At 77.3% G+C, this 313-nt stretch carries 1 pseudogene; it reads right to left on the reverse strand.

Going from position 1 to position 313, the window contains the following annotated elements:
- Nucleotides 1-313, reverse strand: a pseudogene (locus ACQB60_RS45805) (histidine kinase); the annotation flags it as partial.

A 313-nucleotide genomic window follows, 5' to 3' on the forward strand; every position in this document is an offset into this window, starting at 1 on the left:
GCCTTGATGCCCGCGAGGGGCGTACGGAGGTCGTGGCTGACGGCGGCGAGCAGGGCCGTGCGGATGCGGTTGCCCTCGGCGAGGGTGCGGGCCTGGTCGGCCTCGGACTGCAGGCGCTGGCGGTCCAGGACGACGACGGCCTGTGCGGCGAAGGCGGCGAGGACGCGGCGGTCCTCTGCGGGCAGCACCCGGCCGGACAGCGCGAGCGCCATGTGGTCGCCGACCGGCATGTCCACGTCGGCGTCCTCGGGGCGGCCGAGGGGGCTCGGTCCGACGCTGCCCGCGCACGTCCACGGCGCGGTGTCGCCCTCCC

The sequence above is a fragment of the Streptomyces odontotermitis genome (genome assembly GCF_050510915.1).
Lineage (GTDB): Bacteria > Actinomycetota > Actinomycetes > Streptomycetales > Streptomycetaceae > Streptomyces.